The organism is Shinella pollutisoli, from assembly GCF_024609765.1.
Lineage (GTDB): Bacteria > Pseudomonadota > Alphaproteobacteria > Rhizobiales > Rhizobiaceae > Shinella > Shinella pollutisoli.
In genome coordinates this window covers 167,534-190,931 of record NZ_JANFDG010000006.1, presented here as the reverse complement: position 1 = coordinate 190,931, position 23,398 = coordinate 167,534, and the positions used below count along the sequence as shown (strand labels likewise).

The following is a 23,398-nucleotide window of genomic DNA, read 5'->3' as shown; positions in this document are numbered from 1 at the left end:
TTGCAAGTCAGGTCCCCTCTCCCGCTTACGGGGAGAGGTCAGGGTGAGGAGCAAGCCCCGATCGACGGCGCGACGATCTTCCGCCTACTGCTTCAGCCGCTGCTTCAGCAGGTTCAGGTATTCCTCGTTGCTGTCGTCCGCGCCCGCGGCGCCGGCGGCCGGCGCATTGCAGGCGGGCTTGTAGTCGAGCGCCATGCCGGCCTTCACGCAGACGCCGACCTGCCAGCCCGGCGGCAGCGCGGTGAGGTCGACGGTCTTCCATTTCGGATGCCCGGTCGCCCGCAGCCGGTCGAGCCCGGTCAGGATGAGGCTCGAGAAATCCGAGACGGTCCTGCAGCTCTCGCGGTGATAGGCGTTGCGCCCGACGTCGTAGTCGTAGGTCATCATCACCGCCTTGACGGCGACGAGGTCGACCGGCTCGCCCTGGAACGAATAGGTGCCCGCCTCGATGCGGGACGGCGTGTAGGTGGCGAGCAGCGGCGCCTCGGTGATCGGCACGAGATGGAATTTCCCGCCGTCGATCGCGTTCTCGGAAAAGAGCGCGGCCGGCGCGCCGGCGACGTAGAAGAAGGCGTCGATCTCGCCGGAAAGCAGTTTCGGCAGCGCCTCGTCCGGATTGATGTCGAGCCGCTCGCCGGCCTTGACCTGCAGGATGTCGAGGATCAGCGTCGCGGTGAGGAAGGTGCCGCTGTCCTTCCTGCCGACGGCGACCTTGCGCCCGGCGAGGTCCTTCATCGAGCCGACGTCGCGGCGCGCCAGCACGTGGATCTCCTCGTTGTAGAGCGGGAACATGATGCGCACGCCCTTGACCGCCTTCTGCACCTCCGGATCGTTCGCCTCGAAGGTCTTCAGGTATTCGAGCACGTCGCTCTGGACGATGCCGAACTGGGTGTTGCGCCGGTTGCGCACGCCGACGAAGTTTTCGAGCGAGCCGGCGCTTTCCACGACGTTGAGCGACAGGCCGCACTCGGCGCCGAGGCGGGCGATGTCGCGGCCGATCTGGATATAGGTGCCCTGCGGCCCGCCGGTCATGATGTTGCGCTCGAAGGCCTGCGCCTGCGCGTACCCCGTCGAAAGGGCGAGGCCAATGGCGGCCGCCAGAACAGATCGTTTCATCGGAGAACTCCTTAGCAGTCGCTTTCGAGGTCGCGCATCAGGTTGCGCAGCGTGAGCACCGGCACGCGCGAGAAGACGGCGCCGAGCGCGTTCGTCACGCATTCGCCGGAGACCAGCGTGCGCTCCAGGAGGCCGCGCTGGTCGGTCGAGAGCCGGTCGAGCCCGGGCGTCGCCTCCAGCGCCAGCGCGACGAGCGCGGCGTTGCGCGGGCTGCGGCTGTCGGCGGGCTTGCCGTTGTCGCGCGCGGGCTCGCCGCCGACCTTCTCCGCCGGCCGGCTCGCGGCCGCGCGGGCCGCCTCCTGCAGCGCGGCGAGCTCCTTGTCCTTGCGGACGATCTCGGCGAGCGCCGCGTCGAGGTCGCGGCGGAGATCGGCCGTTTCCTTCCCCAGCCGCTCGATCTCCAGATGGCCGGCAAGCTCCTTCTCGGCGCCCGCCTGCCGGAGTTCCTTCTCCAGCCGGGCGATGCGGTCGGCCTGCAGCGAGATCTGCCGTTCGCGCTCGCGGACCGTCTCCTCGGCGCGGCGGCGGAGCGCCTCGGCGTCGGCGGCGCGCTGGGCGGCGAGCTTCGCCTCCTTCTCGAGCCCCGGCACGACCTCCTGCGTCAGCCGCAGGTTTTCGGCCGCCGGAGCGGCATCGGGCTCGCCGCGGTCCGCGCCGAGCGCCTCCACCTGCCGCCTGAGCTCGTCGTTTTCCTTCCGCAGGTCCTCCGCGTCGCGACGGCTTTCCTCCGCCTCCCGTCCGCGGGCCTCGGCCTGCCGGGTGAGATCGGCGATCGTCTCGTCGCGCGCGGCGATCTCGCCGGCGGCGTCGCCCCGTTCCGTCAGGCGGACGAGGCCGTATCCCGCCGCGCCGCCGAGCGCGAGGCAGACGAGCGAAGCGAAGAGCACGACGCCCGCGCCGCTCCTGCGCGCGACCGCGCCGCCGCCGTTCCTGCCCCAGGGATTGCTCATCGTGCCGAACCCGCGTGACCGCGCCGAAAGGGCGGCGCTATTGATGTTTCCGCCAATAGTCCCAAATATATAGGGAAAGGCAGGTATGTCCATGAAGATGCGAAGTGCAAGATTTGCGATCGGCGATGTGGTCCGCCACCGGATTTTTCCCTTCCGCGGCGTCGTCTTCGACATCGACCCCGAATTCGCCAACACGGAGGAGTGGTGGAACGCGATTCCCGCCGCGATCCGCCCGGCGAAGGACCAGCCGTTCTACCATCTCTTCGCCGAGAACGACGAGACGGAATACGTCGCCTACGTCTCCGAGCAGAACCTCGTGCCGGACGACAGCGGCAGGCCCATCCGCCACCCGCAGGTGCTGGCGCTGATGGACGTCGCCGACGGCCACTACCGCTGGAAACAGCAGTCCGGCATTTTTCACTGAGGGCGGCGATGGATTGAAGAGGCCAGCCGAGAGACCTATAATGCTGGAGTGAGACCAAGGGCACGAACCCCTGATCTCGTTTCGCCTACTTACGGAATAGGACCCGCACGCTTGCCTGCCAGCTCGTGCGGGTTTTCCGTATCGTCAGCGTGATGCTGAATGGCTTCCACCGCATAGCGATCGCGCGTGTTGGGGAACAGAGTCTCTGCCGCGGCCGGTGCGGCTCATCCTCACCGGTCGCGCCGGCCGGCGCGGCGCCTGCTGCTTCCCCGAACCTGCGTCTTGTAGCGCATCGCCGGACGGACCACGAGGGGGCCCGCCTGGCTCGGCGCCCGTCAGGCCTTGCCGGCCTTGCGCTTCAGGTCCGGCGGCATCGCTTCGAACGAGAGCGAGGCGATCGCCTCGTCGAGCGACATCGCCGTCTGGTTCTGCGAGCCGAGGCGGCGGATGTTGACGGAGCGCTCCTCCGCCTCCCGCTTGCCGCAGACGATGATGACCGGCACCTTGGTCACGGAATGCTCGCGGACCTTGTAGTTGATCTTCTCGTTGCGAAGATCGGTCTCCACCGTCATGCCGGCGTCGCGCAGCTTCTCCGCCACCTCGCGCGCATAGTCGTCCGCCTCCGAGGTGATCGTCGCGACGACCACCTGCAGCGGCGAGATCCACAGCGGCATGTGGCCGGCGAAGTTCTCGATCAGGATGCCGAGGAAACGCTCCATCGAGCCGCAGATGGCGCGGTGGATCATCACCGGCTGGCGCTTTTCCGACGCCTGGTCGATGTAGAAGGCGCCGAAGCGTTCCGGCAGGTTGAAGTCGACCTGCGTCGTGCCGCACTGCCATTCGCGGCCGATCGCGTCCTTCAGCGTATACTCGAACTTCGGCCCGTAGAACGCGCCCTCGCCCGGCAGGATGCCGGTCTTGATGTTGTTCGACTGCTGCTGGATGGTCCCCAGCACCTCCTTCATCACGCTCTCGGCGCGATCCCACAACGCGTCGGAGCCGACGCGCTTTTCCGGCCGGGTCGAAAGCTTGATGGTGATCTCGTCGAAGCCGAAATCCTTGTAGACCGAGAGGATCAGGTCGTTGATGCGCAGGCATTCGGCCGCCATCTGCTCGTCGGTGCAGAAGACGTGCGCATCGTCCTGCGTGAAGCCGCGCACGCGCATCAGCCCGTGCAGCGCGCCGGAGGGCTCATAGCGATGCACGTTGCCGAATTCCGCAAGCCGGACAGGCAGTTCGCGGTAGGATTTCAAGCCGTGCTTGAAGATCTGCACATGCCCCGGGCAGTTCATCGGCTTCAGCGCGAAGACGCGCTCGTCGTCCGTCTCGTCGCCGGCGACCGTCACCTTGAACATGTTGTCGCGGTACCAGCCCCAGTGTCCGGAGGTCTCCCAGAGCGACTTGTCGAGCACTTGCGGCGCGTTCACCTCCTCGTAGGTGCCGGCGAGACGGCGGCGCATATAGGCGACGAGCGTCTGGAACATGCGCCAGCCCTTGCCGTGCCAGAAGACGACGCCCGGCCCTTCCTCCTGGAAGTGGAAGAGGTCCATCTCGCGGCCGAGCCGGCGGTGGTCGCGCTTCTCCGCCTCGGCGAGGATGTTGAGATAGGTGTCGAGCTCATCCTGCGTGCGCCAGGCGGTGCCGTAGATGCGCGTCAGCATCGGGTTGTTCGAATCGCCGCGCCAATAGGCGCCCGCGACCTTCATCAGCTTGAAGGCCGTGCCGATCTGGCCGGTCGCGGCCATGTGCGGCCCGCGACACAGGTCGAACCAGTCGCCCTGGTAGTAGATCTTCAGGTCCTGCCCCTCGGGGATCGCATCGACCAGCTCGACCTTGTACTTCTCGCCCTTCGAGGCGAAGACCTCCTTCGCCTTGTCGCGCGACCAGACCTCCTTGGTGAAGGGCTTGTTGCGCTGGATGATCTCCTTCATGCGCTTCTCGATCTTCGGCAGGTCGTCGGGCGTGAAGGGCTCGTCCTTGGCGAAGTCGTAGTAGAAGCCGTTGTCGATGACCGGCCCGATCGTCACCTGCGTACCCGGCCAGAGCTCCTGCACGGCCTCCGCCATCACGTGGGCGGCGTCGTGGCGGATCAGCTCCAGCGCGCGGTCGTCGTCGCGGGTGACGATCTCGATCCGCCCGTCGGTGACGGGATCGGAGAGGTCGCGCAGGGTCCCGTCGAGCGCGACCGCGACCGCCTTCTTGGCGAGCGACTTGGAAATCGCCTCGGCCACGTCGCGGCCGGTCGAGCCCGCGGGGTAATCGCGGACGGAACCGTCGGGGAAAGTCAGGGAAACGGGTGCAGACATCGAGGATCTCCTATCCAGTCCCGCCAACGAATGCGGGTGGTATGCGAGGGTAAGGCCGGAAAGACCGGCGCGTGCGTCGGGCGGTATACGAGGAAAACCAGACGATTGGAAGAGGCAAGCAGTTGGCGCTATAAATGAAGGAAAGACACTAAGTATCTATGTCAAATCCAATTTATCAATAACGACAGTTACTTTATCCAAACGAGCTTGGAAAATCTCGATAGGGCGACCTGCATCGGAAATTAGGCTGTAAGCAATAGATCTTATTGATTTATCGATATTCCATCCAAGTATAATTCCAGATATATATTTTTTATCAATGGACCTAATAAACATATTATTTCCATTAATTTCACTAAAATTACATTTTTTCAGAGAAGATACTACGCGAACTTCCTGCTCATATGCCCAATCTGCGTGCTTCCAGAAAAACAATTCATTTTGACTGCTGGGATCAAATGTCATTCCACGAAATACGTTAGAGTATATAACGGGCTTGACCTCATCTAGAACGCCTGTTTCATCGCCGGAGAAGAAATCTTCAAGATCCTTAAAAATAACAACAAAACCGCGAGCATTATCTGCATAGTGCGCCCACATTGGGAGGCTGTCGTATCGCAAAGACAAACTTAGTATGCCGCTGATTTTTCGTATCTCAAGAACTGCGTCACGTTGGAGTTGAGCCATCCGATCAATATTATCGTAAAATGATGACATAATTTGGCGATGAGCATCCTGCGCGGAGACGGGTAACGGGATAGCCTGCTTATCTGGAGCTAGAGCATAAAGTATTGCTGCCTGCTTTTGTAGCCATGAATATTCGTAGTCACTATATCCACTCTTCCTAATCCTTTTAAGCGATTCAATAACAAGATCCCTATTTATTTCATCTAATAATTCACAAGGGTCATTTAATTCTGAAATTGTAGAAAATCTCAGTCTTCCACAGATTAGATTTCTAACAGCATCTATACTTTTAACAAATTTATAAAGATTAGGCATTGCAACTATCTCAATAAAAAATAGTAAAAGATGGAGCATACATATTTCAGCAGCCAATGCCTCGCCATTGCCTCACTCCTCGCCCGCGCCCGCCTTCGGCAGGCGCCACAGCCGCCACGGCGCCCACCAGGCGAAGCGCGCGTCGAGCCGTTCCGGCACGGGATCCAGGCCGTGCGTGCCGCCGGGGCCGCAGCGGGCGACGCGGAAGAGCGTCATGAAGCCGCCGCGCCAGAGACCGTGCCGGGCGACGGCCTCGTAGCCGTATTCCGAGCAGGTCGGCAGATGCCGGCAGGAATGGCCGACGAAGCCGGAGAGCGTGAGCTGGTAGAGGCGGATGAGGCCCATGCCGAGAAGCCGCCCCGGCGTCTTGCGGAAGGGACCGCGCCAGTTGCGGCCCCTGTAGCGCAACCGGGCCTCAGGCGCGCTGCACATGATCCGCCCTCACCCGGTCTTCTCCAGCCGCCGCGCCTCGATCTGGCCGATGGCGTCCACCACCGCGTCGAAGGTGAGCATGGTGGAGGCATGGCGGGCCTTGTAGTCCCTGACGGGCTTCAGGAAGCGCATGTCGGCGAATCGTCCCGTCGGCCCCTCGCCGTCGGCCTTCAGCATGGCGAGCATGTCCTCGCGCGCCCGGCGCACCTCCGCGACCGTCGCGCCGACGACGGCGCGCGCCATGATCGAGGAGGAGGCCTGGCCGAGCGCGCAGGCCTTCACCTCGTGGGAGAAATCGCTGACGACGTCGCCGTCGAGCTTCAGCCACACCTTGACCCGCGAGCCGCAGAGCTTGGAATGCGCGCTCGCCACGGCGTCGGCGTCGGCAAGCTCGCCGATCAGCGGGATGTTGCCGGCGAAGTCGAGGATGCGGCTGTTGTAGATATCGTCCATCATGGCTCCGTGATCCGCGATTTTTGCGGAATCTTCAATGATCCGGAGAGATTATTCCGGCCTCGTCGGGAAAAAAGCATACGGTGTCGCCTTGAACCTCTTTCGCTGCCCTCGGCCCATACTATATGATAACTCGTGTTGGGGTGAGCGTTTTGCAATGCGGGACGCCACCTGTTGTTTGGGAAACCGTGCCGGAAGGTCGAGTGCACTGAGACGCCGAGACCCGAAAGCCCCGGAGCCCGCCAACGGAACCCAAGCCTGCAGGGTTAGGCGAATGGCCAGTGGCGAGTCCGATAAGCACGTCTGGTAACCTGCAGAGAGGTCAATGGGTCCATGGACGCCATAGTCACGAATTTTCCGCGCCTCGACGACGAATCCCGCCGCCCCACGCAGAAGGAGGCGGAAGACGCCGTGCGCGTGCTCCTGCGCTGGGCGGGCGACGACCCGTCGCGCGAGGGGCTGCTCGACACGCCGGCCCGCGTCGCCAAGGCCTATCGCGAGCTCTTCTCCGGCTATGACCTCGCCGCCGAGGACGTGCTCGGCCGCACCTTCGAGGAGGTGGCCGGCTATGACGACATGGTGCTGGTGAAGGACATCCCCTTCTTCTCCCACTGCGAGCACCACATGGTGCCGATCATCGGCAAGGCGCATGTCGCCTATCTGCCGAACGGCCGGGTTCTGGGGCTTTCGAAGATCGCCCGCGTCGTGGAGATCTTCGGCCGCCGCCTGCAGACGCAGGAGACGATGACGGCGCAGATCGCGAAGGCCATTGACGAGACGCTGAACCCGCGCGGCGTCGCCGTGATGATCGAGGCCGAGCACATGTGCATGGCGATGCGCGGAATCCAGAAACAGGGCTCGACAACGCTCACCACCACCTTTACCGGTGCCTTCAAGACCGAGCCGGCCGAGCAGGTGCGGTTCATGACGATGATCCGGAGCTAGGCCGAAGCGGCTCCGGCAGTGGAGCCGAGCGCCATGCCGATCACCTTTCCTCCCCCGCCGCAGGACAAGAGCGAACTGGAAACGGGCGCGGCCTTCACGCCGCGCTTCGACGCCGACGGCCTGGTGACGGCCGTCGTGACGGACGCGAAGGACGGCGAGCTGCTGATGGTCGCGCACATGAACGCCGAGGCGCTGGCGCTCACCATCGAGACCGGCATCGCCCATTACTGGAGCCGCTCGCGCAGGGCGCTGTGGAAGAAGGGCGAGACCTCCGGCAACCTCCAGACGGTCGAGGAGCTGCGCACGGACTGCGACCAGGACGCCGTCTGGCTGAAGGTCTCCGTCGCCGGCCACGACGCCACCTGCCACACCGGCCGCCGCTCCTGCTTCTACCGCACGGTCTCGGTGGCCCCCGAGGGCGCGCGGCTTACCATCACCGGTGCGGCGCCGCAGTTCGATCCGGCCGAGATCTACGGCAAATCTTAACCCTGCCGAGGCCGATCCGTCCGATTTCGGCACGGATTCATCAAATCGCAACGGGTGGGCGCGCCTAATGGCCGCATGGCAGAGCTTTCCCTGCCGTGCGGATCAGGACATGGAACCCCATCGCTCTCGTGCGTCACGACCGGTTCAGGCACCGCCCCGGAAGGGGAAACGATCCCGCGGGCGCCTGCCCTTCTCCGACGGAAAGACGCACCGGACCGCCGCGCCATGCGCGTCGACGCTGTTCCCCCGGTCATCCCCGCGGTCCTTCGTCCGGGTTATCATCCCGGCAGGAAGGCGGAGGAGGAACCGTTTGTCGCGATGCGAATTCCTCTTTTCGACGGAGGTCCGGCATGCTGAACTGGAATTTCAATCGTAGTCTCGTAACGGCGGATGCATCCGACCCCGGCGGCCCTTCCATGAACGACATGTCCCACATTCCCGCCCCTACCCCGCAACCGCCGCGCAAGGCGAAGATCGCGCTCGCGCTCGGCGGGGGTGCCGCCCGCGGCTGGGCCCATATCGGCGTCCTGCGCGCGCTCGAAGAGGAAGGCATCGAGGTCAGCATGATCGCCGGCACCTCCATCGGCGCGCTGGTCGGCGGCTGCTACCTCGCGGGAAAGCTCGACGAGCTGGAGACCTTCGCCCGCTCGCTCACCATGCGGCGGATCGCCAGCCTCCTCGATTTCACCATCCGCGGCTCCGGCCTGTTCGGCGGCATGCGGCTGACGAAGCGCATGCAGGAGCATCTGGAGAACCTGTCGATCGAGGAGCTCGACCGCCCCTTCGTCGCGGTGGCGACCGAGGTCAACAGCGGCCACGAGGTCTGGATCAACAGCGGCGCGCTGATAACCGCGATCCGCGCCTCCTATGCCCTGCCGGGCATCTTCGAACCGATCCGCTGCAACAACCGCACGCTGGTCGACGGCGCGCTGGTCAATCCGGTGCCGGTCTCGGTCTGCCGCGCGCACGAGGAGCAGCTCGTCGTCGCCGTCAACCTCAACTACGACCTCTACGGCCGCTCCGCCGTGATCAAGCACAGCGCGAGCCCGCAGAAGATCGAGGAGAGCCGGCAGGAGGACAGCGCCGCCAGGCTGGGCCTCACCAGCGTCATGGTGCAGTCCTTCAACATCATCCAGGACCGCATCTCGCGCGCAAGGCTCGCCGGCGATCCGCCGGACCTGTCGCTGCATCCGAAGCTGTCGGATATCGGCCTGTCGGAGTTCCACCGCGCGGGCGAGGCCATCGATCGCGGCTACCTGGAAGCCAAGGCGCGGATCTTCGAGATCCAGCGCATGCAGGAGGTCGTGCTCCTGCGCTAGGCGATCCGGCAGGAGCGGGAACCGGCCTTCCGTCCCCAATCGCATAGAAACAGGCGCGGGCGGAACGGTGGGAGCCGTTCCGCCCGAATCCCGAAGGACTGTGCTCAGCCGGTAATATAGGCCTTGATGGCGTCCGCTTCCCGCTCGATCGCGCGGATGTGCGACTTGACCACGTCGCCGATCGAGACGATGCCGACGAGGCGGCCGTCCTTCTCGACGGGGATGTGGCGGGCGCGCAGGTTGCTCATCATCTCCATCAGCTCGTTGACCGTCTGGGCCTCGCTGCAGCGATGGACATTGCCCCACATGATGGACGAGATCGGCTTGTCGAGGCATTCCGCCCCGTTTCTGGCGACGGCGGCGACGATGTCGCGCTCGGTCGCGATGCCGGCGATGCGGTCGTTACGGTCGACGATAACGATGGCGCCTATGTGGTTCTCGTGAAGATAGACGGCAGCCTGCCTGACGGTCAGCTGCGGGCCGCCGGTGACGACGTTGCGGCCTTTTTCATCCAGTATCGTCTTTACATACATGCGTACCTCCCGTGTGCATCATGACGCAGAGAGGCGGGACAGCCCATGCAGGGATGCCCTGCCGTATCGACGGCCTCCCTTTCCTCCGGGAGAATGAGACCGCCGCCCCGGCGGGCATGTGCGAACCGGGACGAGGGGCATGGTGCGCCACGAAAAAGACGAATGCAAGGCCGCCCGGCGACTATCGTTAATCGCGCCGGTCCTCGGCCGCGACGTCGAACAGCGGGAAGCAGAGGAAGCCGAACAGGAAGCCGCCGATATGCGCCTCCCAGGCGATGGCGCCGTCGGCGACCGGGCCGAAGAGCTGGCCGAAGCCGATCAGGAAGTTGGTGAGGAACCAGATGCCAGAGAAGACCAGCACCGAACGGTTCGACAGCGCCTCGCGGATCGTCAGGCGCCGGTTGAGATGGGCGAACTGCCGGCTGATGCGCCCGCTCGGCGAAAAGACGAAGCGGGCCGCCGCCCCCATCAGCCCGGAGACGACGCCCGACGCCCCGACGACGACGATCATCGCCCCCCAGTGGAGGACCGAATGGAGCGCGACGGCGGCGGCGGCCGAGAGGCACCAGAAGACGAGGAAGCGCGGCGGGCCGATGCGGCGCACGACGGGCGCCCCGAAGGCGACCATCCAGAAGGCGTTGAAGACGAGATGCTCCCAGCTTCCGTGCAGCAGCGAATAGGTGACCGGGCTCCACAGCCAGGCGAGGTCCTGCCCGGCGAAGGGCATCGTGTAGCGCGCCGGAATGAAGGCGAAATGCAGCAGCACGAACTCGTCGGCGGCGGCGGACAGCACGTAGGTGCGCAGGGCATGGACGAGCGTCAGCAGCCCCAGCACCGCGACGAGGCTGCCGGGCAGGTTGAAGGCGGGCTCGTATTTGCGGGCCGTTTCCAGGCCCTCCCGCTCGTTTGCCCCGCTGTCGCTCATCGGCCGATCCATCAAATCCAGAAACACGAATCGCGCTTATACAAAGAAAAGAAAGGCCGTGCAGCTTCCGCCGACGGCCGGTGCCCCCAATCCCCGGGACCACAGTCACTATGCTGAACCGTTCCTCTCGGACGGTCGCCTTCCTGTGCCACGGCGGGCCGCGGCGGACAATCGAAACCGATCCTTAACCTTAACGGGGAACTGGCACGAAACTCGCTCCTCCAACGGCAAAGACCCTCTCCGGCGCCGATTTCGTGCCGGAATGGCACGGAAAGGCATGGGCGAGCGGAATGCAGACGAAAGCGGCGACGGCACTTTACGAATACTGGACGCGGCGGCGCGGCAGCCGCCCCGTGCCGCTGCGCAGCGACATCGAGCCCGCCGACCTCGCCCGCATCCTGCCGGACCTCTTCATCCTGGAGCACAGCGCCGCCTCCGACCCGCGCTTCCGGCTTGCCGGAACGCGGCTCTGCGCGCAGTTCGGGCGCGAGCTGAAGGGCGGCCGCTTCGACGCCCTCTTTCCCGCCGACCAGCGCAACCGCATCGCCCGCGTCGGCGAGAACGTCATGGCCCACCGCACGCCGGCCGTCCTCCTCGTCGAGGCGGTCGACGGCGCGCTGGAGGTGACGGACGTCGAGATCGTCCTGCTGCCGCTCGCCACGAAGGGCAGGATCGCCGACCGGATCATCGGCGCCTTCGCGCCCCTGCCCGGCCAGGCGCAGCCGCTGTCGGCCTTCCGCCACATGACGCTGTCCGCCGTCTCGGCGATCGACGCCGCCAGCGTCCCCGGCCGCCACCCGCACGCGACCATGCCCGCCTCGGTCATGAGCGTCCGGCCGGCGGCCGACCTTCTCGGCCGGAAGATGGGCCGCGTCCTGCATCTGCGCGTCTTCGAGGGCGGCCGCGGGCAGGACGACACGCGGAAGGCCTAGACAACCCAGATATCGCAGCAACAGGCCGGTACAACCGGTTGCAGCCCGTCGGCAAGCCTTTGTTAACCCCGAGGGTCTAAGGGTTGAAGGAAGGTAGACCAGTCAGGCAGCGCGACCATGTACTCATTCCAGCAAGCATCGCCCGCCGCCAGGAAGCCGCAGCCCGAGCAGCGCAGCTTCCAGCGCGTCTCCGTGAACCTTTCGGGCCGGCTGATGCTCGCCAATCACGACGAGTACGACTGCACGGTCCTCGACATGTCGCCGGGTGACGCCGCCTTCACCTGCCACGCCCGCCCGCGCGTCGGCGAACGCATCATCGCCTATGTCGACCATCTCGGCCGCATCGAGGGGACGGTCGCGACCCTCACCGACACCGGCTTCTCGATCGTGCTCACCGCCACCGACCGCAAGCGCGAGAAGCTCGCCGCCCAGCTCACCTGGATCGCCAACAAGCACGAGCTCGGCCTGCCGGAGGACCGGCGCCACAACCGCCTAACCCCGCGCAACACCCTGACCGACCTGACGCTCGACGACGGGCGGCGCTACAGCTGCCGCATCATCGACCTTTCGCTCTCGGGCGCGGCCATCGACATCGACGTGCGCCCGGCGCTCGGCACGCCGGTCCAGCTCGGCCACATGCGCGGCCGCGTCGTCCGCCATTTCCAGGAAGGCGTCGCCATCGAGTTCTCCTCCGTGCAGTCGAAGGAAGCCCTGACGGCCTTCCTGTAACCGCCCGCCCACACCGGCAAGGACGACAGGCCCCGCAAGGGGCCTTTTTCGTTGCCGGCGGATCGGCGGCATCGCCATAAAAAAATCGAAAAATTTCCTGCCGCTTTCGCGCCGCCCGCTCGGGCGGGCGCCTTCCCCATGCATTTCCCCTCCATCGCGCGGAGCCGGCACGTGGCCGAGGAGCGCATCGCCCTGCGCGGCGCGAAAGCGCGGGCCTGTCGCGGGTCCGGGAAAAACATCGTTCCTTCAAAGGGATGGCAAACGCCCGGCGGTCGTCGGGGCGGGAAATTCATTCGAATTTTAGACGAATTCTCCTAAAATACATATCAAATGTACTTCAAGTTTTATTCTTGTTTTGTATTTATTCGATCCTGATTTGTACTTAATTATACTTCGAAGCTTCGGCGAAGCTCAAAACATATGTGTCATTGTCGGACCATCAAACGGGGACACCACAATGACAAAGACGATCTTCAAGACAGGGACGCTCGGCTTCTTCCTCTCTCTCGCCGCGGCGCAGGCGGCGATGGCCCTTCCGGCCAACATCCCGGTCGCAGGCGCGACCAACCAGCCCATCGGCCATTACGAGTTCTGCCGGCAGTACAGCGGCGAATGCCAGCCGATCGATAGCCGTGACAGCGGGCCGCTGGTCCTGACCCAGGAAAACTGGAAGGCGATCCTGCGGGTCAACTACGACGTCAACGCCGCGATCGAGCCGCTCACCGACATGGAGATCTACGGCGTCGAGGAGCGGTGGGCCTATCCGCGCTCGGTCGGCGACTGCGAGGACTACGTGCTCTTGAAGCGCAAGCTCCTGATGAAGGCCGGCATCTCGCCCTCCAACCTGCTGATCACCGTCGTGCTGCAGCCGAACGGCGAAGGCCACGCCATCCTGACCGTGCGCACCGACCGCGGCGACTTCGTGCTCGACAACATGCGCAACAAGGTCCTGCTCTGGTCGGAGACCGAATACCGCTTCCTGAAGCGCCAGTCCTCGCAGCATGCCGGCAAGTGGGTGAAGCTGCAGGACGGCCGCGCCGACGCGGTCGGCAGCGTTCGCTGACGCGCCGACGACGAGACTGCCCGGCGGCCGCCGCCGGGCGAAGGAAAAGGGCCCGGTCAGTCCCCCAATCCCCGTCCACGACCACGGCCCTGCGGCCGGTTCCGCTGTCCCCGGAACCGGCCGCGTCCCTGTCCGGGACCGGCGGGCATCGATGTTTACGAAAAATTAACGCCGTTCACGGACGCTCCGTAACGAATGGCCGGCCGGCGGAATCGCCAGGCGGGCCGTGAAGCCTCACGGAGCAAGCGATCATGACTGCGGCAGCCCATCCCGGCGACGGCGAGCACGCTCCCCTCATCTCCAATCGCCTGCTGACCCGGCTGACCGTCGGCATCGCCGTGCTCGCCGGCCTCTCCGTCGCCATCAGCGCCGCCGGCCGGGTCCTCGGCGAGCGCATCGCGCTTTCCGGCCATACCGAGAGCACGGAGGTCTTCGACATCCTCGTCGGGCAGGACCGCGTGCGCCTGCCCGCCAACGCCATCCGCTTCGAGGAGCAGCGCCGGAGCGGGATCGCCGAACGCGTCGACCTCTACCTCACCTGGCCCGCCCTGGAAGGCTATTCCAACGCCGAGCGCATCCGCTTCAACGACGTGGCGCACGCGGAAAACCTGATCTTCCTGCATCTGTCGCAAAGCACCATGTCGAAGGACATGTCGGGGCGGCTGGAGCCGATCTACCGCCACCTCTTCGAGGGCGCGCCGCAACCGGGACCGGCGGGCCTGTCGATGCACCGGCTCAAGGCGAATTCCGGATATGGCGACGAGGTGTTCTTCACCGCCGCGCTGCCGGACGGCTCAGACTATGCCGTGCGCTGCATGATGCCCGCCGACGAGGCGCAGTCGACCGGGGCGGACTGCCAGCGCGACATCCACGTCGGCCGCGATCTTTCCGTGCTCTACCGCTTTTCGAGCAGACTTTTGCCGCAGTGGCAGTCCATGGAGGCGCGCGCGCGGGCCTGGCTCGACGAGCGGATCTCCGGACAGTCCGGAACAGATAAAAGACGACGGACCGCGCAAACGGACAATTCATCATAAACCGATTGGTAACGCTGTTGCGGCTAACGTGCCCCGAGCGGCCGTTCCGGGAGGCGACGACCGAACATCATGTGCAATCCGAGACTGAAGAGTAACCCAGTGTCCCGTTCCGTATTCCTCGACGTTCTCCCCCGCACCTGCAAGGCGATCGCCGGCATGGCCAGGGGGCTGGTGATGGCCGGAATGATCGCCGCCGTCGCTTATGCGGCGCCGGCCCAGGCGAACCCGAAATATGCCGGCATCGTCGTCGACGCCAAGACAGGCAAGGTGCTCTACAGCGAGGATGCCGACGCGCTGCGCTATCCCGCCTCGCTCACCAAGATGATGACGCTCTACCTCACCTTCGAGGCGCTGGAGGCCGGCAAGATCAGGCTCAACTCGCGCGTCCCCGTATCGAGGAACGCCGCGAAGGAGCCGCCCTCCAAGCTCGGCGTCGGCGCGGGCAACTCGCTCACCGTCGAGCAGGCGATCCAGGCGCTCGTGACGCGCTCGGCCAACGACGTGGCGACCGCGCTCGGCGAGTTCCTCGGCGGCTCGGAAGACCGTTTCGCCCGCATCATGACGCAGAAGGCCCGCGCGCTCGGCATGACCCGCACCGTCTACCGCAACGCGCACGGCCTGCCCAACACCGCGCAGGTGACGACGGCCCGCGACCAGGCCCGCCTCGGCATGGCGCTGCGCCAGCACTTCCCGCAATATTACGCGTACTTCTCCACCCGCAGCTTCCGCTTCGGCAAGCAGGTGATCGGCAACCACAACCGGCTGCTCGGCAACGTGCGCGGCGTCGACGGCATCAAGACCGGCTATACCCGCGCATCCGGCTACAACCTCGTGACCTCGGCGGTGGCCGACGGGCGCAGCGTGGTCGGCGTCGTGCTGGGCGGCCGCTCGGGCGCCGCCCGCGACCAGCAGATGCGCAGGCTCATCGCCGCCTACCTGCCGAAGGCCTCGACGCGCGGCAGCGGCAAGCTCGTCGCCGAAACGAAGGCCGCGCCGACGCTGACGGCGGACGTCGCGAGCCAGGCCGTCGCCGCCTCCGTCGGCGGCGCCTTCGACCTGCCGGAAAACGGACCGATCCCGGCCTACCGCTACGAGGGCGACCGTCTCGCGACCGCCTACGCCGCCGTCGAGACGGGCGGTTCGGCGGAAGTCGTCGGCAAGCGCGCGCTCGCCGCCTCGCTCAAGCAGCAGCGCGGCATCGCCATCCCCGAGCCGGCCCCGGAATACATGCCCGAGCAGGGCGACACCGGCGGGAACGTCGATTCGCTCACCACCTCCTCGACGACGCCGGCCGAGACCGCCGCCATCCCCTCGGGCTGGGTCATCCAGATCGGCGCGACGCCGGACCGCGCGCAGGCCGAGGACCTGCTCGCCAAGGCGAGCAACCAGGGCGGCAAGGTCCTCTCGGGCGCCAAACCCTTCACGGTCGCCCATGCCGGGCTCATCCGCGCCCGCTTCGGCGGCTTCGAGAGCCAGGACCGCGCCACGGCGGCCTGCAAGACGCTGAAGCGCAAGGGCTTCGGCTGCTGGGCGAGCCAGCAGTAAGACGAAAGGCCCTGCCCCGAGACGTCGCCGGACCGGTATCGCGTACCGGCGGACGCGGGGCAAGGCAGGCGGAGACCGCGTGAAGGCCTGCCGCCATCCTCGATTTGGTATTGTGTACGAGGCAGATCATGGCGACGAACGAGAACCTGTCCGATATCGGAACCCGGCCGCGGGGGGAAAAGCGCAAGTCGCTCAAGGGCACGCTGCATCCGCTGCACGAGGCGGCGATGCGCATCGCCGATCTCGGCCTCGGCCGTTCGCGCGGCCGGACGAAGGACCTCGTCGGCATGCTGCTCGCCCACGGCGCCCGCGCCTGGCGCACCGGCCAGCCCGAGACCGGCATCCATCTCCACGTCGCCGCCGAGGGCCGGCGCTTTCCGGTGCGGATGAAGCTGCGCTGAAGGTTCCGGCCGGCGCGTGCAGCGGCCCTTCTAGAGCAGGCCCAGTTCGGCGAGCTCCCGGCGGAGCTCGATCGGCAGGTCGGCGGCGCCCTCGCCCAGGGCCCTGAGGTCGCGCGGCGCGTCCTCCTCCTTCAGGTAACGCCAGCCCTGGAAGGCGCGGCGCGGCTGGAACTCGGTCTCGATCACTTCCGGGCCGAGCAGGAGCCTGCAGCGCGAGATGCCGTCCGCGTCCGTGAAGGCCTGGATGTCGAGGAGCCGCTGGCGCGCCTGGACCTGTCCCTTGATCACCCAGTAGAGCGAGCCGCCGTCGAGTAGCTCCCGGTCGCGCTTCGGGATCATCCGGGTGACGTGGGTCGAATGCGGCTCCAGCCCGGCGGCGATCGCCACCAGCGAGCGTTCCGACACCCAGTCGCGCAGGTCCTCGATGGTATCCGCGCCGACGCACAGTTTGAGAAGATGAAGGGCCATGCCTCTTTCAACGCCCTTGCGGCGGCCGGGTCAAGGGTCCGCCGCAGGGGTGCGTCAACATTCCACCACGTTGACGGCGAGCCCGCCGGTGGAGGTCTCCTTGTATTTCTCGTTCATGTCGACGCCGGTCTGGCGCATCGTCTCGATGCAGGCGTCGAGCGGCACGAAATGCGTGCCGTCGCCCTTGATGGCGAGCGAGGCGGCCGTCACCGCCTTGACCGCGCCGAGCGCGTTGCGCTCGATGCAGGGCACCTGGACGAGGCCGGCGATCGGGTCGCAGGTCATGCCGAGATGATGCTCCAGCGCGATCTCGGCGGCGTTCTCCACCTGCTCCGGCGTGCCGCCCATCACCGCGGCGAGGCCGGCCGCGGCCATCGCCGAGGCGGAGCCCACCTCGCCCTGGCAGCCGACCTCGGCGCCGGAGATCGAGGCATTGTGCTTGATGATGCCGCCGATCGCCGCCGCCGTCAGCAGGTAGTCGCGGATGCCCGCATCGTCGGCGTCCTCGTGGAAATGCAGGTAGTAGCGGATCGTCGCCGGCACGACGCCGGCCGCCCCGTTGGTGGGCGAGGTGACGACGCGGCCGCCCGCCGCGTTCTCCTCGTTGACGGCCATGGCGTAGACGCTGAGCCAGTCGTTGGCGAGCAGCGGATTGGCCTTGTTGGAGCGCCACTCCTCCTGCAGCTTGTCGTGGATCGACTTCGCCCGGCGCCGCACCTTCAGCCCGCCGGGCATGATGCCCTCGTTCCTGAGGCCGCGGTCGATGCAGCTCTTCATCGCGCCCCAGATGCGGTCGAGCCCGGCGTCGAGCGCCTCGCGCGGCATCGTGGCCTCCTCGTTCGCCCGCTTCATCTGCGCGATGGTGAGGCCGGAGCGCTCCGCCATCTCCAGCATCTGCCTGGCGGTGGCGAAGGGGAACGGCACCCTCTTGCCCGGCGCCCGGCCCTTATCGGCGCGCATCGCCTCCAGCTCGGTGTCCGTCACGACGAAGCCGCCGCCGACGGAATAGTAGATGCGCTTCAGGAGGAGGCGGTCGTCGCGGTCGAAGGCGGAGAAGGTCATGCCGTTGGCATGGCCGGGCAGCGGGTTCTTCTTGTCGAAGATCAGGTCGGTCTTCGGCTGGAAGGCGTAGCCCGGATGGCCGGGCGGGGTGATCCGGCCGGTGCGCTCGACCTCCGCGACGATCGCGTCCATCCGGTCGGGATCGACGGTATCGGGCTTCTCCCCCATCAGGCCGAGGACGACGGCGCGGTCCGAACCGTGGCCGACGCCGGTATAGGCGAGCGAACCGTGCAGGCTCATGCGGATCGCCGTCACCTGCGCGCCCGCCGGCCGCGGCCAGTCCGGGGACAGGATCAGGTCGAGGAAGCGGTTGGCGGCCGACATCGGGCCCATCGTATGCGAACTCGACGGGCCGATCCCGATCTTGAAGACGTCGAACACCGAAAGAAACATTCCCGCACTTCTCCTGCCTGCGAAGGCCTCAGGCCCTTGTCGCCAAGCTACGTTATCATGCGCCGGACGTAAGGCGATCTCCCGACATCGGGTTTTACAGGCGCGACATTCTGCCCCGCCGGAATCGAAACGGCGCGCCTGGGAGGGGCGCGCCGTTCGACAAGAGAGTCACTGTCAGGTGCTTCAGACACCACCGAAGAGGTAGGCGACCATGAGGACGGTCGCAAAACCGATGACTGCACGGACGGTTACGCCCCAGCAGGATTTCTGAACGGTGCTTTCCATGATTTCCCCGTGTGAAGGATACGATCGCAGCGGCGACGCCGCCCCTGCATGGCGCCTCTCTTAATGAAGAATTGGTGAAACCGCAATCGGGAAAAGTGGCGAAACCGTGGCGTTATGCACATGGTAGCCCCGCGTCCCGCGCATGGCGCCTGCGGAATCAGACGATTGCGGCGGGACCGCCCCGCCCGCGTTCCGCCCAAAGTCTGAACGCCGGCTGCCGCACCCGCGCTCACCGCTTGCAAATCGCCCGAACCGTGGCAAAAGGCTTTCATATGAGCGCCGCCGACTTCACCGCCCTCGGTTTCTTCCTCGTCCTGTGGACCGCCTATTCGTGGGTCACGGACCGGGCGCGGCTGTTCAGCCGCGTGAGCCTGACGCGCGCCATGAGCGCGCAGCGCGCGGCCTGGATCCGCAACGCGGTGAAGCGCGACCTGCGCATGATCGACACGCAGATCATGGCGGGCCTGCAGAACGGCACGGCCTTCTTCGCCTCCACCTCGATGTTCGCGCTCGGAAGCTGCTTCGCGCTGCTCGGCGCCACCGATCAGGTCTTCGCCATCTTCGACGACCTGCCCGGCGTCTTCCGCGGCGGACGGACCGGCTTCGAGATGAAGGTGGGCGGGCTCGCCTGCATCTTCGGCTACGCCTTCTTCAAGTTCGGCTGGTCCTACAGGCTGTTCAACTACTGCACCATCCTGCTCGGCGCGATCCCGATGAGCTCCGAGGTGGACAAGGACCCGGAGGCGGCGGCGCGTGCCGCCGACAAGGTCATCCGCATGAACATCCTGGCGGCAAAGCACTTCAACAAGGGGCTGCGGGCGATCTTCCTCTCCATCGGCTATCTCGGCTGGTTCGTCAGCCCCTATCTCTTCATGGCGACGACGGCGGCGATCATCGTCGTGCTGGTGCGCCGGCAGTTCTATTCCGAGGCGCGCCGGGCCGTGCTCGAGGGCTCGGACTGAGACCACCCTCCCCGCCGGCCCCTTTTCGGCCATCCGCCCGGCGCAAGGTTGGCGGCGCATGATCCTCCGGAACGAAGCGATGCGGCGACCACGACCCATGACGACCACGATTCTCGACGGCAGGCTTGCGGAGGACGGCGCGCGACCGCGCCGCCGGCCGCGCCTGCCGGCGATCGACCGGCTGCGCGGCTTCGCGCTCCTCGCCATGGCGGTCTACCACTTCACCTGGGACCTCGAATATTTCGGCTATGTCGAGCCCGGCACGGCGGGCACCGGCGGCTGGCGGCTCTTCGCGCGCCTGATCGCCGGCAGCTTCCTGTTCCTCGCCGGCCTCAGCCTCGTGCTGGGCCATGGCGACGGGGTGCGGGCAAGGCCCTTCCTGATCCGGCTCGCGAAGATTGCCGCCGCCGCGGCCCTCGTCACCGTCGGCACCTGGTTCGCCTTCCGCGAGACCTTCATCTTCTTCGGCATCCTGCACGCGATCGCCGCCGCAAGCGTGATCGGCCTCCTCTTCCTGAGGCTTCCCGCCGCCCTCACCTTCGCCGCCGCCGCCGCCGCGGCCATGGCACCGCTCTACCTGCGCGCGCCGCTCTTCGACCATCCGGCGCTCTGGTGGGTGGGGCTCTCGACGCAGATCCCGCGCTCCAACGACTACGTGCCGCTGCTGCCCTGGCTCGCGCCCTTCCTCGCCGGCATCGGCGCCGGCCGCCTCCTCGTTGCAAGCACGATCCCGGCCCGGCTGGCTGCGACGAAAGAGACCGTCACCGCGCGGTGGAAAACCCTGCTCGCGGCGGCCGGGCGCCACAGTCTCGCCATCTACCTTATCCATCAACCGGTGCTGATCGCCCTCCTCTACGGCGTCTCGCTGGCGGTTCCCGCACCCGCGGCCGATCCGGTCGCGGGCTATCGCGCGAGCTGCACGCGCGCCTGCGAGGCGGAGCGCGGCGCCGGTTTCTGCGGCCGCTTCTGCGAGTGCACGCTCGACCGGCTGACGGAACGGAACCTGTTTGCCGACCTGACGCGCGGGGCGATCGACGTGGCGAAGGACGACCGCATCACGGCGATCTCCGCGCAGTGCACGGCAGACGCGGAAACGCAGACCGACCTGAAGGAGTAGGATCATGAACGCCTATCGCATGAAGCCGCTCGTCTTCCCCTGGCCGCCGTTCATCTACGGTCTGGCGATCGCGGCAGCCTTCCTGCTCCAGGCGCTCGTGCCGCTCTCGGTCGCCGAGGACCACGTGCTCGCGGCGCGCGGCGTCGGCGCCCTGCTGATCGCCTCCGCCGCCGTGCTCGACGTCTGGGCGATGCGCACGCTGCTCGACTGCCACACGACGATCCTGCCGAACCGCTGCTCGACCCATCTCGTGACGAGCGGCCCCTACCGCTTCACCCGCAATCCCATCTATCTCGGCTATACGCTGGCGACGGCCGGCCTGGGCCTGATCCTGCTCAATCCCTGGTGCCTGATCGTGGCGATCCCGGCCGCCGCCGTCACCCATCTGGTGGCGATCCGCCGCGAGGAGCTGCACCTGCTGTCGCGCTTCGGCATCGATTTCGAGCGCTACCGCCACGACACGACGTGCTGGATCTAGCGCAATCCCAGCAACGGCATGAAGCGGTTTCGCCTCCGGAATTGCGGGAGACAAGAGGAAATCAGGTGCCGACGCCGATCTCGGCGAGCCGCGTCAGGCAGGCCTCCTCGACATTGTCGAGCTCGGCGAGCGTCTCGTCGATGTCGCGCCGCTTCTGGCGCAGCTCGTCGCGCTTCTCGTTCACCTTCTTCATCAGCAGCTCGAGCTGGCCCACCTCGCCCGGCGGGTCCTTGTAGACGCGGATGATCTCGCGGATCTCGGCGATGGTGAGGCCGATGCGCCGCCCGCGCAGGATCTCCTGGATCAGCCGGCGGTCGGCCGGGCGGAAGAGCCGCGTGCGCCCGCGCCGCTCGGGATGGATCAGCCCCTCGTCCTCGTAGAAGCGCAGCGTCCGGGTCGAGACCCCGAACTCGCGCGTCAACTCGGTTATGGTATAGTATTTGTCCACGCCTGCCCGGCTCCCGTTCCGCGGGCGCCCATTCTATTGACTTTTACGTACAAGTCAATTTTCAGCGCAGCGCGAACCACCAGGTGGCGATCCCGAGGAAGGCGAAGAAGCCGACGATGTCGGTGACCGCCGTCACGAAGACGGCCGACGAGACGGCGGGGTCGGCGCCCGCCCGGTCGAGGAAGAGCGGGATGGCGATGCCGGCGAGTGCCGCCGCCGTCATGTTGATCAGCATGGCGGCGGCGATGACGCCGCCGATGTTGGGATCGTGGAACCAGACGCCCGCGACGAGGCCGATCATGAGGCCGAAGGCGACGCCGTGCAGGATGCCGACGCCCGCCTCGCGGCGCACGACGCGCCAGGCGTTGTGGATGTCGAGGTTGCGGGTGGCGAGCGCGCGCACCGTCACGGTCATCGTCTGCGAGCCGGCATTGCCGCCCATGCCGGCGACGATCGGCATCAGCACGGCAAGCGCCACGATCTCCTCGATCGTCGCCTCGAACAGCGAGATGACGGAGGCCGCGACGAAGGCCGTCAGCAGGTTGACGAGCAGCCACGGCGCGCGCGAGCGCACGGTCTCGATGGTGGTGTCCGACAGCTCCTCGTCGCCGACGCCGCCGAGACGCATCAGGTCCTCCTCCGCCTCCTCCTGGATGACGTCGACGACGTCGTCGATGGTGAGCACGCCGACGAGGCGGCCGTTCTCGTCGACGACGGCGGCGGAGAGAAGGTCGTACTGCTCGAAGAGCTGGGCGGCCTCCTCCTGGTCCATCTCGGCGGGGATCGGATGGTTCGTCTCGCGCATGATCGCCTCGACCTTCGTGCCGCGCTTGGCGCGCAGGATGCGGTCGAGGTCGACGGCGCCGAGGAGCCGGAAGGTCGGGTCGATGACGAAGATCTGCGAGAAGCTCTCCGGCAGGTCGCCGTCCTCGCGCATGTAGTCGATCGTCTGGCCGACCGTCCAGAAGGGCGGCACGGCGACGAATTCCGTCTGCATGCGCCGGCCGGCGGTGCTCTCCGGATAGTCGAGCGAGCGGCGGAGCCGGATGCGCTCGGTGAAGGGCAGCTTGGAGAGGATCTCCTCCTGGTCCTTCTGGTCGAGGTCCTCCAGGATGTAGACGGCGTCGTCCGAATCCATCTCGCCGAGGGCGGCGGCGAGCTGCTCGTTCGGCAGGTGCTCGACGATGTCGAGGCGGATCGCCTCGTCGACCTCGGTCAGCGCCGCGAGGTCGAAGTCGGCGCCGAGCAGCGAGACGAGCTGGCGGCGCTGCTCCGGCTGGATCGCCTCCAGGAGGTCGCCCATCTCCGATTCGTGCAGCCGCGCCACGTGCCGGCGCAGGAACAGGAGGTCGCGGTCGGCGATCGCCGCGCCGACATGCATGAGGAAGTCGGAGCGGATCGAGCCGTCCTCGGCATAGATGTCCTCGCCCTCGAAGGGCAGGTGCGCGCGGTCCTCCTGCGCGGTGCGGTCGTCGTCGCCGGCGTTTTCCATCGGGCCGTTCCTCCGGGGGAATGCGTCCTGTCCGGCCTTTCGGCGGAGCGGAGACGACGAAGCTGCATAGAGGGTTCCGGACGGCCCAGCGGGCCTAC

25 protein-coding genes are annotated in these 23,398 nt (G+C 66.4%); 13 read left to right on the top strand and 12 right to left on the bottom strand.

The genetic code is table 11. From position 1 onward, the window contains the following. Positions 1-84 precede the first annotated feature (84 nt). Both NNZ72_RS07295 and NNZ72_RS07290 read right to left on the bottom strand, forming a co-directional pair. Entirely contained in the window at positions 85-1,116 is a 1,032-nt protein-coding gene (locus NNZ72_RS07295) for a TAXI family TRAP transporter solute-binding subunit (protein WP_257314497.1), read from the bottom strand. An 11-nt stretch (positions 1,117-1,127) separates the two neighbouring features. Continuing rightward, positions 1,128-2,066 carry a hypothetical protein gene (locus NNZ72_RS07290; protein WP_257314496.1) on the bottom strand — a complete coding sequence of 313 codons (939 nt, stop codon included), beginning with the start codon at positions 2,064-2,066 and terminating at the stop codon, positions 1,128-1,130. Positions 2,067-2,157: 91 nt separating this feature from the next. On the opposite strand from NNZ72_RS07290, the gene hspQ reads away from it, so the two are divergent. Then, on the top strand, positions 2,158-2,490 hold the full coding sequence (gene hspQ, locus NNZ72_RS07285; RefSeq protein WP_257314545.1) for a heat shock protein HspQ: 333 nt from the start codon (positions 2,158-2,160) through the stop codon (positions 2,488-2,490). Between the two features lie 335 nt (positions 2,491-2,825). On the opposite strand, the gene thrS is transcribed toward hspQ, so the two are convergent. The 4 genes from thrS to NNZ72_RS07265 form a co-directional block, all read right to left on the bottom strand. Continuing rightward, positions 2,826-4,796 (bottom strand): threonine--tRNA ligase, encoded by a 1,971-nt coding sequence (gene thrS / locus NNZ72_RS07280; protein ID WP_257314495.1) that lies wholly within the window; start codon positions 4,794-4,796, stop codon positions 2,826-2,828. Between the two features lie 156 nt (positions 4,797-4,952). Next, entirely contained in the window at positions 4,953-5,855 is a 903-nt protein-coding gene (locus tag NNZ72_RS07275) for a DUF2971 domain-containing protein (protein ID WP_257314494.1), read from the bottom strand. 15 nt (positions 5,856-5,870) lie between these two features. Next, the gene (gene yidD / locus NNZ72_RS07270) at positions 5,871-6,230 is read right to left on the bottom strand and encodes a membrane protein insertion efficiency factor YidD (protein WP_257314493.1); all 360 of its coding nucleotides are present in this window, start codon (positions 6,228-6,230) and stop codon (positions 5,871-5,873) included. Positions 6,231-6,239: 9 nt separating this feature from the next. Beyond that, a complete protein-coding gene (locus NNZ72_RS07265; protein WP_257314492.1) occupies positions 6,240-6,686 on the bottom strand; it encodes an iron-sulfur cluster assembly scaffold protein in 447 nt (148 codons plus the stop codon). Positions 6,687-7,016: 330 nt separating this feature from the next. Here NNZ72_RS07265 and folE point away from each other — a divergent pair, with 330 nt between their 5' ends. The 3 genes from folE (at position 7,017) to NNZ72_RS07250 (ending at position 9,433) form a co-directional block, all read left to right on the top strand. Next, positions 7,017-7,628, top strand: coding sequence for a GTP cyclohydrolase I FolE (gene folE / locus NNZ72_RS07260; protein ID WP_257314491.1), 612 nt, complete (start codon positions 7,017-7,019; stop codon positions 7,626-7,628). A 33-nt stretch (positions 7,629-7,661) separates the two neighbouring features. Next, positions 7,662-8,114, top strand: a complete 453-nt coding sequence (hisI, locus tag NNZ72_RS07255; protein WP_257314490.1) for a phosphoribosyl-AMP cyclohydrolase — start codon at positions 7,662-7,664, stop codon at positions 8,112-8,114. 350 nt (positions 8,115-8,464) lie between these two features. Continuing rightward, positions 8,465-9,433 carry a patatin-like phospholipase family protein gene (locus tag NNZ72_RS07250; RefSeq protein WP_257314489.1) on the top strand — a complete coding sequence of 323 codons (969 nt, stop codon included), beginning with the start codon at positions 8,465-8,467 and terminating at the stop codon, positions 9,431-9,433. Between the two features lie 104 nt (positions 9,434-9,537). On the opposite strand, the gene NNZ72_RS07245 is transcribed toward NNZ72_RS07250, so the two are convergent. Then, on the bottom strand, positions 9,538-9,966 hold the full coding sequence (locus tag NNZ72_RS07245; protein ID WP_257314488.1) for a CBS domain-containing protein: 429 nt from the start codon (positions 9,964-9,966) through the stop codon (positions 9,538-9,540). Positions 9,967-10,153: 187 nt separating this feature from the next. Then, complete coding sequence (locus NNZ72_RS07240) at positions 10,154-10,891, bottom strand: rhomboid family intramembrane serine protease (RefSeq protein ID WP_257314487.1); 738 nt, start codon at positions 10,889-10,891, stop codon at positions 10,154-10,156. 290 nt (positions 10,892-11,181) lie between these two features. Between NNZ72_RS07240 and NNZ72_RS07235 the strand changes: the two genes are divergently transcribed. The 6 genes from NNZ72_RS07235 to NNZ72_RS07210 all read left to right on the top strand — a co-directional run bounded on the left by NNZ72_RS07235 (position 11,182) and on the right by NNZ72_RS07210 (position 16,595). Continuing rightward, positions 11,182-11,823 carry a PAS domain-containing protein gene (locus NNZ72_RS07235; protein WP_257314486.1) on the top strand — a complete coding sequence of 214 codons (642 nt, stop codon included), beginning with the start codon at positions 11,182-11,184 and terminating at the stop codon, positions 11,821-11,823. A gap of 117 nt (positions 11,824-11,940) precedes the next feature. Continuing rightward, positions 11,941-12,552 carry a PilZ domain-containing protein gene (locus tag NNZ72_RS07230; protein ID WP_257314485.1) on the top strand — a complete coding sequence of 204 codons (612 nt, stop codon included), beginning with the start codon at positions 11,941-11,943 and terminating at the stop codon, positions 12,550-12,552. Positions 12,553-13,009: 457 nt separating this feature from the next. After that, positions 13,010-13,615, top strand: coding sequence for a transglutaminase-like cysteine peptidase (locus tag NNZ72_RS07225; RefSeq protein WP_257314484.1), 606 nt, complete (start codon positions 13,010-13,012; stop codon positions 13,613-13,615). Positions 13,616-13,866: 251 nt separating this feature from the next. Continuing rightward, positions 13,867-14,649 carry a hypothetical protein gene (locus NNZ72_RS07220; protein WP_257314483.1) on the top strand — a complete coding sequence of 261 codons (783 nt, stop codon included), beginning with the start codon at positions 13,867-13,869 and terminating at the stop codon, positions 14,647-14,649. 69 nt (positions 14,650-14,718) lie between these two features. Continuing rightward, a complete protein-coding gene (locus tag NNZ72_RS07215) occupies positions 14,719-16,194 on the top strand; it encodes a D-alanyl-D-alanine carboxypeptidase (RefSeq protein ID WP_257314482.1) in 1,476 nt (491 codons plus the stop codon). A 128-nt stretch (positions 16,195-16,322) separates the two neighbouring features. Further along, positions 16,323-16,595 carry a hypothetical protein gene (locus NNZ72_RS07210; RefSeq protein ID WP_257314481.1) on the top strand — a complete coding sequence of 91 codons (273 nt, stop codon included), beginning with the start codon at positions 16,323-16,325 and terminating at the stop codon, positions 16,593-16,595. A gap of 30 nt (positions 16,596-16,625) precedes the next feature. On the opposite strand, the gene NNZ72_RS07205 is transcribed toward NNZ72_RS07210, so the two are convergent. Then, entirely contained in the window at positions 16,626-17,063 is a 438-nt protein-coding gene (locus NNZ72_RS07205; protein ID WP_257314480.1) for a DUF1489 family protein, read from the bottom strand. A gap of 54 nt (positions 17,064-17,117) precedes the next feature. Beyond that, positions 17,118-18,518 (bottom strand): L-serine ammonia-lyase, encoded by a 1,401-nt coding sequence (locus NNZ72_RS07200; RefSeq protein WP_257314479.1) that lies wholly within the window; start codon positions 18,516-18,518, stop codon positions 17,118-17,120. A gap of 557 nt (positions 18,519-19,075) precedes the next feature. Between NNZ72_RS07200 and NNZ72_RS07195 the strand changes: the two genes are divergently transcribed. From NNZ72_RS07195 to NNZ72_RS07185, 3 genes are all read left to right on the top strand, one after another. Continuing rightward, positions 19,076-19,765: a DUF599 domain-containing protein gene (locus NNZ72_RS07195; protein ID WP_257314478.1), complete on the top strand. Its 690-nt coding sequence runs from the start codon at positions 19,076-19,078 to the stop codon at positions 19,763-19,765. Positions 19,766-19,970: 205 nt separating this feature from the next. After that, positions 19,971-20,882, top strand: coding sequence for an acetyltransferase domain-containing protein (locus NNZ72_RS07190; RefSeq protein ID WP_371747732.1), 912 nt, complete (start codon positions 19,971-19,973; stop codon positions 20,880-20,882). Between the two features lie 4 nt (positions 20,883-20,886). Next, complete coding sequence (locus NNZ72_RS07185) at positions 20,887-21,360, top strand: methyltransferase family protein (RefSeq protein ID WP_257314476.1); 474 nt, start codon at positions 20,887-20,889, stop codon at positions 21,358-21,360. A gap of 61 nt (positions 21,361-21,421) precedes the next feature. Here the strand turns inward: NNZ72_RS07185 and NNZ72_RS07180 are convergent, their stop codons facing one another. Further along, positions 21,422-21,808, bottom strand: a complete 387-nt coding sequence (locus NNZ72_RS07180; RefSeq protein WP_257314475.1) for a MerR family transcriptional regulator — start codon at positions 21,806-21,808, stop codon at positions 21,422-21,424. A 61-nt stretch (positions 21,809-21,869) separates the two neighbouring features. Beyond that, on the bottom strand, positions 21,870-23,300 hold the full coding sequence (gene mgtE, locus NNZ72_RS07175; protein WP_257314474.1) for a magnesium transporter: 1,431 nt from the start codon (positions 23,298-23,300) through the stop codon (positions 21,870-21,872). Positions 23,301-23,398 lie beyond the last annotated feature (98 nt).